This window comes from Microbacterium yannicii (genome assembly GCF_024055635.1).
Classification (GTDB): domain Bacteria; phylum Actinomycetota; class Actinomycetes; order Actinomycetales; family Microbacteriaceae; genus Microbacterium; species Microbacterium yannicii.
The window spans coordinates 1-8865 of the sequence record NZ_JAMXMB010000029.1 but is presented as its reverse complement, the minus strand read 5'-3'; the positions used below and the strand labels follow the sequence as shown (position 1 = coordinate 8865).

Sequence of the window (8865 nt, the reverse complement as noted above, 5' to 3'; positions counted from 1 at the left end):
CCCCAGACGGACGCCGTGCGCCCCAAACCCGGAAGGTCGCCCGGGAGGACCGGAACCTTGGTGGCACGGGGGGCGAAGCGGTCCCTTGCCAGGGCGCTGTGCGCGTAGATCGCGTGCGGCATGATCGTCGCGCCGAGGATCGAGGCCGCCAGCAGGACGGAGTCGGTGCCCTCGAAGCGCGGCACGAGGCCGGCCACGACGCTCGCGCCGTCGGGCGGTGCGACGAACACGCCGAACGAGAAGCCCAGGGCGATGATCGCGAGGAGGCCGATGATCACGAACTCGAACGGCCGCGGGCCGCGGCGTGACTGGATGAGCAGCAGTGCGATCGACACGGCACCGGTGATCGCGCCGCCCCAGAGCAGTGGGATGCCGAACAGCAGGTTCAGCGCGACGGCGCCGCCGATCACCTCGGCGATGTCGGTCGCCATCGCGACGAGCTCTGCCTGCAGCCAGTAGGCGCGGCGACCCCATGTCGAGCGGATGCGGTCGCCCAGAGTCTCGGGAAGGCTCTTGCCCGTGACGATGCCCAGCTTGGCGGAGAGGTACTGGATGAGCCACGCCATGACGTTGCCGAGCACGACCACCCAGACGAGCAGATAGCCGTAGCGGGCGCCCGCCGTCATGTTGCTCGCCACGTTGCCCGGGTCGAGGTAGGCGACGCCTGCGACGAGAGCGGGCCCGATCAGCCACGCGACACGGGGAACGGCCGACGCACGGCGGCGTTGCGTGCGCGGGACATCCGTCCACTCCGCTGTTTTCGGCATGCCGAAAAGATACCTCGATTTCGGCGCGCCGAAAAGTGCGCGTCTACCGGTCAACTCCTCGTCTCCGCGGCGTGCGAGCCGTTTCGTCTCGCTCGTTCCTCGCTCGCTCAACGACCGGGCAAGGGGCAACGCGCCGGATCCCGGTCGTTGAGCGAGGGAGCGCCGGCGACCGAGACGAAACGTGTCGGGCCTCGCGTCTGCGCCGGGTGCGAGCCGTTTCGTCTCGCTCGTTCCTCGCTCGCTCAACGACCGGGCGAGGGCGTTTCGTCTCGCTCGTTCCTCGCTCGCTCGACGACCGGGCGAGGGGTGCGGCGCCGTCTCGCTCGCTCAACGACCAGACCACGGCCCCGGCGGCCGCCGAACGGGACCTGCTGCGCGGCGGCTAGCCTGGGCCGGTGACCTCGCCCGAGCCGACTGCCCCTGAGCCCGCCGAGCAGACGCTGCCGGTCGGCGTCGGGCCGTGGCCGGGCGGCCCCGACGCGTGGCCGGACGATCCGCGGTACGACCCGGAGCTGCTGGCCCACGGCGATGCTCGCAACGTCGTCGACGCCTACCGCTATTGGACGATGGACGCGATCGTCGCCGACCTCGACACGCGCCGCCATCTGTTCCACGTCGCGATCGAGAACTGGCAGCACGACATGAACATCGGCTCGATCGTGCGCAGCGCCAACGCGTTCCTCGCGGCCGAGGTGCACATCATCGGCAAGCGTCGCTGGAATCGCCGGGGTGCCATGGTCACCGACCGCTACCAGCACGTGCGCCACCACGAGACGGTGGAGCCCTTCGTGGCGTGGGCGGATGCCGCATCCCTGCCCGTCATCGCCATCGACAACGTCGAGGGCTCGAAGCCGCTCCCTACCGCCGACCTGCCCGAGGCGTGCGTGCTGCTGTTCGGGCAGGAGGGGCCCGGGCTCTCTCCGGAGGCGCTGGCCGCGGCATCCGGCACCGTCCAGATCGAGCAGTACGGCTCGACCCGCTCCATGAACGCGAGCGCCGCGGCCGCCGTCGTCATGTACGAATGGTGCCGCCGCTGGGCCTGAGCCGCGGGCCTCTCACGCCGCCTCGGGCCGCACCAGGCGGCGTGGGGTCGAGGGTGTCGCCACCTGGACGACCCCCGCGCGTGCGCGGCGCGGAGTGACGGCGAAGCGCGCGAGGTCGGACACGACCCCGGCCGCGCGCGCCCGCGACGGCATGAAGCGCAGGAAGAACACCAGGCGCAGCGTCCACGCGAACGCGCCCGTGAACGGCACGCCGTACAGCTCCGAGATGCCGCGGCCGTATCCGAACGACGCCGCACGACCGAGCCCTCGATACCTGAAGGGCCGGGGCGCCTTTCCGTCCAGTCGCCGTGCGATCGCGCGGCCGATGTGGTCTCCGCCTTTCATGGCCCACAAAGCGTTGGCCGGCACGGGTTCCCGGGTGCTCGGGTGCTCCACCCGTGCACCGTCGCCGGCGGCCCACACGGCATGCCGGACGGCGAGCGTGCGTCCCGTCCGCAGTCGTCCGCGCTCGTCGCGCCACGGATCGAGTCCCGGCAGATACACGGGACGCTGCCCGGTCGCCGCGACCACGGTCGCCGTGGCGAGAGTCGTGCCGTCCGACAGCACGGCCGTCGTGGGGGTGACTTCGCTCAGACGCACACCCGACATCACCCGCACGCCCAGGTGGTCGAGCTCCTTCTCTGCGCGCGTCACCAGCCCGGACTGATCGGACCACTCGCCGAGGATCCGGCTTCCCGAGTGCACGAGGGTGACCGGATGCCCGCGGTCCGCGATCGCCGCGGCGAGCTCGGCCCCCGCGATCCCGCCTCCCGCCACCACGACGGGTGATCCGGGAACTGTCGCCAGGTGCTCGGCGAGTGCGACGATCTCGTCGGGCCCCCGCAGCGTGCGGCCGTACTGCTCGAGCCCCACGACCTCCGACGCCGGTTCCCTGGCTCCGGTGCCCACCACGAGGTGGTCGTACGTGAGCACCTCGACCGCGTGCTCGCCGCGGCGGTACGACACCGACTGGTGGACGGCGTCGATGCTCAGCGCGCGGCCGTCGATGATGCGGGCGAGCGGCATCGCCTCCGCGAGCGGAGTGGCGACGCGGTCGGGATCGATCATGCCGGCGACGAGCTCGCCCGTGAAGCCGTGGAACCGGTGCGCGTGATCGGCCGAGATGACGACGATCTCGAGGTCGCCCTGGCGGACGTCCCGCGCGCGGCGCCGCATGAGCGTCGCATAGGCGTGCAGCGTCACGTACCCGCCGCCGAGCAGCACCACGCGGGTCATACGATCACCGCCGCGTGCGCCTCGAGGGCGACGGGTCTGCCGAAGCTCGTCGGCGAGGCGGCGTGGAACCCGAGGTGGGCGAGGCTGCGAGCCCGCTCCCGGATCGCATCGACCTGCTCGAGCGTCGGATTGCCCAGCGAGAAGTGACCGGAGTGGCCGGACAGCGCGAGGATCGCGGTCTCGGCGAAGCAGGCGTACGAGCGGCCGTCCGGCAGGCCGATCTCGCCACCGGTGAGGCGGAGGCTCGGGATCGAGACGATGCCGCCGTCGACGACGAGCACGTCGGGTCGAGTCGATGCCAGTGCCGGCGAGGTGTTGCGCGGCTGCGTGGCGTCGAGCACCACCGCACCCGTCGCGAGATGTTCCGGACCCAGGAGTGCATCCGCCGAGGCGGTGAGCAGCACGACGAGGTCGGCATCGCGGACCGCGCCGATGCTCTGCGCGATGTCGACGTCCACGTCGTCGGCCACCGCGGCGGCGAGCGCCTTCAGCCGCCCCTCCGTGCGTGCGACGAGCGTCAGCCGAGCGCCGCCACCGTCGCGGGCGAGGAGCTTCGTCACGGCCGTGCCGACGCTGCCGGTCGCGCCGACGATGGCGACGTGCGGCCGCCCCCTCCGCGAGGAGACGCCTGCCCGTGAGGAGACATGAGGCAGCAGCATCCGGATCTGGTCCTCCACGATGGCGGCCGTGAAGGCGTTGCCGTTCGTCACGGCGATGTCGGTGCGCTCGCGCAGCGTGAGGCCCCCGGCGGTCACCGTCGCCGTGAGTGCCCCGAGGCCGACGACGTCGGCGCCGAGAGCGACGGCGCGGTCCACCGCACGACTCACGCGGCGGCGGCCCTCGTCCACGTGCGCCAGCAGGTGCCGTGCGCCGAAGGGGACCAGCACGACATGCCCGACGCGCTCGCCGCCGATCTGCACGCCCGCCATCGTGACCGGGGGGAGCGGCAGGCGGCGCAGCGCCGTGTCGTAGACGCGTTCGGGTACGAGCCCGAGCGGCCGCCAGGCGCGCGCGAGATCTTCACGCAGCCGTGCGCGGGGGTGGACGGTGAACGCGAATGCGCCGGTCTCGGACATGTCTGCTCCTCCTGGCGTCGCCGAGTGCGCGCCATGCGAGCAAGGAGCGGTCGGGGCCGGCGCTGATACCGTCCGCGCGGACAGCAGGATGCCGGTGTCAGGCGCCCGCGGTGAGCCAGGCCGATCCGCGCACGCGCCAGCCGAGCGTCGCGAGGCGAGCGAGCATGTACACGCCGAAGAACGACAGCGCGAGCCACGCGAGCCCCGCCGCACCGACCGGATGCAGCACCGCGACGAGCACCAGCGCGGGCACGAACGGCACCAGGTTCAGCATCCCGACGATGGCGAGGTACTTCGCGTCCCCCGCGCCGATGAGCACGCCGTCCAGCACGAACACGATCCCGCACACCGGCTGCGCGATCGCGAGCACGATGAGCGCCGGCTGCACCAGCGCGGCGATGCCGGGGTCACCGGTGAACAGCAGCCCGATCACGCCCGACAGCGCGCCGATCAGCGCTCCGGTGATCACGCCGAACCAGCCGCCCCACGCCACCGTGCGGCCCAGCACGCGGCGCACGAGTCCTTGGTCTTCGGCGCCGAGTCCCTTGCCGATGAGCGCCTGGGCGGCGATCGCGAGCGCATCGAGGGCGAAGGCCGCGGTCGAGAAGATCGTGAACGCGACCTGCCAGCCCGCGAGCTCGACTGTGCCCAGGCCCGTGGCGACCACCACAGTCGCCAGCAGCGCGGCGCGCAGCGACAGCGTGCGCACGAAGAGCCATCCGCCCGACCGCGCAGACCCGCGCACCCCCTCGCGCTGAGGGCGGACGGATGCCGCGTGCCGGCGCGCCAGCCTGCCCACGACGAAGGCGTAGGCGGCGACCATGCCCCATTGCGCGACGACGGTGCCCACCGCCGAGCCGGCGATGCCCCACCCGAAGCCGTAGATGAACGCCCAGTTGAGGAGGGCGTTGGCGCCGAAACCGAGGCCGGCGATCCACAGCGGAGTCACCGTGTCCTGCATGCCGCGCAGAAGGCCCGTCGCGGCGAACACGACGAGCATGGCCGGCAGCCCCCACATCGAGATGCCGAGGTAGATCTCGGCCTGCTGCGCGACCTCGGGCGTCGCGCCGAAGAGTCCGACGAGCGAGGGTGTCGCGACATAGCCGACGAGGGCCAGGACGGCGCCGATGCCCAGCGCGAGCCACATGCCGTCGATGCCGACCGACACCGCGCGTGAGGGGTCGCCGGCGCCGAACCTGCGCGCCACGGCCGGCGTCGTCGAGTAGGCGAGGAAGACCATCAGCCCGACGATGGTCTGCAGCACCGCCGACGCGATGCCGAGTCCGGCGAGCGGCTCGACCCCGAGGTGACCGACGAGCGCCGAGTCGACGATGAGGAACAGCGGCTCGGCGATCAGGGAGCCGAGTGCCGGCACCGCGAGTCGCAGGATGTCGCGATTCAGGGTGTCGGTCGTCACCCTCCGAGCCTAGGAGGCGCCGCCGACGCCGGCCGCCCCCGTCGCACCGGGCCGCGGCATCCGTCATCATCACAATGCGGTCACGGACCCCGATCGATATCGCGCCGGGCATTCTCCCGCCCGCAGGCGGTTACCCTGGAACGCATGACCGACGCCCCCCGTTCCGGTCTCGCGCTCGAGGAACTCAGCGCCGAGATCCGCCCTCAGGACGATCTGTTCCGCCACGTCAACGGCGCGTGGCTCGACCGGACCGAGATCCCCGAGGACAAGGCGAGGTGGGGCTCGTTCCACCTGATCGCGGAGCAGGCCGAGAAGGACGTCCACGCGATCGTCGAGGAGTCGCAGCAGGCCGAGCCCGGTACCGAGGCCCGCAAGATCGGCGACCTCTACACGAGCTTCATGGACACCGAGCGCATCGAGGCGGAGGGTGCCGCACCGCTCGCGGACGTGCTGGCACGCGTCGACGCGATCGGCGACATCCCCGCGTTCCTCCGCACGATCGGGGAGTTCGAGCGCGAGGGCATCGCGGCGCTCATCCACCTCTACATCGAGCCCGACCCCGGCAACCCGCAGCGCTACGTGCCGTTCTTCATCCAGGGCGGCCTGTCGCTCCCCGACGAGAGTTACTACCGCCTCGACAACTTCCAGGAGACCCGCATCGCGTTCCGCGCGCACGTGCAGCGCATCCTGGAGCTCGCGGGCGTCGCCGAGGCCGAGGCATCCGCCGATCGCATCGTCACGATCGAGACCGAGCTCGCCACGCACCATTGGGACAACGTCGCCAGCCGCGATGCCGTCAAGACCTACAACCTCAAGACGTGGGACGACGTGCAGGCGCTCGTGGGCGTCGACCTGGCGCCGTGGCGGGATGCGGCGGCGGTGGGCCACGCCGACGCCTTCGCGGAGATCAACGTGTACCAGCCCAGCTTCTTCGAGGGCCTCGGCACGCTGCTCGTCGAGGACCGCCTCGAGGACTGGAAGGCGTGGCTGCGGTTCACCGTCGTGCACTCGGCGGCGCCGTTCCTGTCGGACGAGTTCGTGGCGGAGAACTTCGGCTTCTACGGCACGCAGCTCACCGGCGTCCCGGTGAACCGCGAGCGGTGGAAGCGCGGCGTCAGCCTCACCGAGGCGGCGCTGGGCGAGGCGATCGGTCGCGTGTACGTCGAGCGGCACTTCCCGCCGGCGTCGAAGGTCGCGATGGACGAGCTGGTCGGCAACCTCATCGAGGCCTACCGCCAGTCGATCTCCGAACTCGAGTGGATGACCCCGGAGACCCGCGAGCGCGCCCTCGCCAAGCTCGACGCCTTCACCCCCAAGATCGGGTACCCGGTGAAGTGGAAGGACTACTCGACGCTCGAGATCGACGCCGCGGACCTCGTCGGCAACATCCGACGCGCGCACGTGTGGGAGCACGACCGCCAGCTCGCCAAGGTCGGTCAGCCGATCGATCGCGACGAGTGGTTCATGACGCCGCAGACCGTCAACGCCTACTACAACCCGCTGATGAACGAGATCGTGTTCCCGGCGGCGATCCTGCAGTACCCCTTCTTCGACGCCGAGCGTGACGCCGCGGCGAACTACGGCGGCATCGGCGCGGTGATCGGCCACGAGATCGGTCACGGCTTCGACGACCAGGGCAGCCGCTTCGACGGCGACGGACTGCTGCGCGACTGGTGGACCGACGACGACCGTGCGGCCTTCGAGGAGCGCACCAAGAACCTCATCGCGCAGTACGACGCGCTCGTGCCGCTGGGTGCGGACGGCGAGCGGCTCGCCGCCGAGAACCACGTCAACGGTGCGCTCACGATCGGCGAGAACATCGGGGATCTGGGCGGCCTCGGTATCGCGATCCGGGCCTACGCCCTGTCGCTCGGCACGGACTCGGAGGGCGCGCCCGCCGACCCTTCGACAGGCTCAGGGACCGGGCCGGAGATCGACGGGTTCACCGGTATCCAGCGCCTGCTGCTCAGCTGGGCGCAGATCTGGCAGCAGAAGGGCCGGGATGCCGAGACCATCCGCCTGCTGACGATCGACCCGCATTCGCCCAACGAGTTCCGGTGCAACCAGATCGTGCGCAACATCGGCGCGTTCTACGATGCATTCGGAGTAACCGAGTCGGACGCTCTCTGGCTCGACGAGGACCAGCGCGTCACCATCTGGTGACGTGCGGGCCGCCTGCGGCCCGATCACCCCGCACCACCAACAACGGGAGGGAAACTCCGTGGGCATCGAGCCCAGAAAGGATGCCGAGTCGCTGCGGGGGGCGCGACGGAGCACAGGTCGGCGGCTGCCGAAGAGGGCGGCTGCCGGTCGTCGTTCGTTCACGTCGACGCTGAAGGCGCTCGACGACCTCGCCGCGTCGGGAGCCAAGATCTCGGTGCGCATCACCGACCTCGATCGCGGCACCTCCGTGCTGTCCGGGGACGACTTCGTCACCCTTCCGGTCGCGGGTCTCGGCGTCGTGCCGCTGCTCATCGAGGTGGCGGCCGCTTTCGAGGCGGGGCGGCTGGAGCCGCTCGAGATCATCGATCGCGCGCACCTCGAGCCGGTCGGCGTCGGAGGCGTGTGGCAGCACCTCAAGGCACCCGCCCTGCCGCTGTCGGACCTCGCCGTCCTCACCGCGTCCACCGGGGACGCGATGGCGGCCAACGCGCTGCTCAAGCGGGTGGGTCTGCCGGCCGTGCGGGCCCGCATCGAGAACCTGGGCCTGACCCGTGCCGCGCTGCTCGACCGGTTCCGCGACGAGCGCGGTCCCGACGACGCCCCGCACTTCGCCCTCGGCTCCGCCCGCGAGCTCGCCGAGGTGTTCGCGGCTCTGGTCAACTCACAGGTCGTCTCGCCGAGCGTGAGCGCCCAGGTGGCCGAGTGGCTGAGCCTCAATCACGACCTCTCACTCGTGGCATCCGCGACAGGTCTCGACCCGTTCTCGCACGAGAACGACGAGCACGGGCTGCTCTTCATCAACAAGACGGGCCGGGATGCCGGCATCCGCGTCGAAGCAGGTGTGCTGGCCGGTCCCCGTGCCGGGGTGTCGTACGCGCTCATCGTGTGCTTCGACGACCTGTCGATCTCGCACCGCCTCCGGGTCCACGACGCGTTCCGCATCCTCGGCACCGACCTCATGGAGTACGTGTTCTGAGCTGCGCGGAGGCGCCCTTCGACAGGCTCAGGGACCGGTTGGCTGGGCTCGGGGGCCGATTGCTGACTGCGCAGGGACCGGTTGCTGGCGGCCTCGGAGGCCGATTGCTGACTGCGCAGGGACCGGTTGCTGGCGGCCTCGGGGGCCGGTTGCTGACTGCGCAGGGACCGGTTGGCGGGGCTCGGAG

General features: G+C 71.2%; 7 protein-coding genes. 3 read left to right on the top strand and 4 right to left on the bottom strand.

The genetic code is table 11. The features are described from left to right. Window positions 1-767: Nramp family divalent metal transporter (locus NCG93_RS11885; RefSeq protein WP_252787534.1), on the bottom strand; the 767-nt coding region annotated here is incomplete at its 3' end. A 395-nt stretch (window positions 768-1162) separates the two neighbouring features. Here NCG93_RS11885 and NCG93_RS11880 point away from each other — a divergent pair. Beyond that, a complete protein-coding gene (locus tag NCG93_RS11880; protein WP_194412422.1) occupies window positions 1163-1810 on the top strand; it encodes a TrmH family RNA methyltransferase in 648 nt (215 codons plus the stop codon). Between the two features lie 12 nt (window positions 1811-1822). Here the strand turns inward: NCG93_RS11880 and NCG93_RS11875 are convergent, their stop codons facing one another. The 3 genes from NCG93_RS11875 to NCG93_RS11865 form a co-directional block, all read right to left on the bottom strand. Next, window positions 1823-3046, bottom strand: a complete 1224-nt coding sequence (locus tag NCG93_RS11875; RefSeq protein WP_194412423.1) for an NAD(P)/FAD-dependent oxidoreductase — start codon at window positions 3044-3046, stop codon at window positions 1823-1825. Beyond that, entirely contained in the window at window positions 3043-4122 is a 1080-nt protein-coding gene (locus tag NCG93_RS11870; protein ID WP_194412424.1) for a semialdehyde dehydrogenase, read from the bottom strand. The genes NCG93_RS11875 and NCG93_RS11870 overlap by 4 nt, the downstream gene beginning before the upstream one ends. 97 nt (window positions 4123-4219) lie before the next feature. After that, the gene (locus tag NCG93_RS11865; protein ID WP_194412425.1) at window positions 4220-5539 is read right to left on the bottom strand and encodes an MATE family efflux transporter; all 1320 of its coding nucleotides are present in this window, start codon (window positions 5537-5539) and stop codon (window positions 4220-4222) included. Window positions 5540-5683: 144 nt separating this feature from the next. On the opposite strand from NCG93_RS11865, the gene NCG93_RS11860 reads away from it, so the two are divergent. Beyond that, window positions 5684-7702 carry a M13 family metallopeptidase gene (locus NCG93_RS11860; RefSeq protein ID WP_194412426.1) on the top strand — a complete coding sequence of 673 codons (2019 nt, stop codon included), beginning with the start codon at window positions 5684-5686 and terminating at the stop codon, window positions 7700-7702. A gap of 64 nt (window positions 7703-7766) precedes the next feature. Beyond that, a complete protein-coding gene (locus NCG93_RS11855) occupies window positions 7767-8678 on the top strand; it encodes a serine hydrolase (protein WP_194413715.1) in 912 nt (303 codons plus the stop codon). Window positions 8679-8865: the final 187 nt, after the last annotated feature.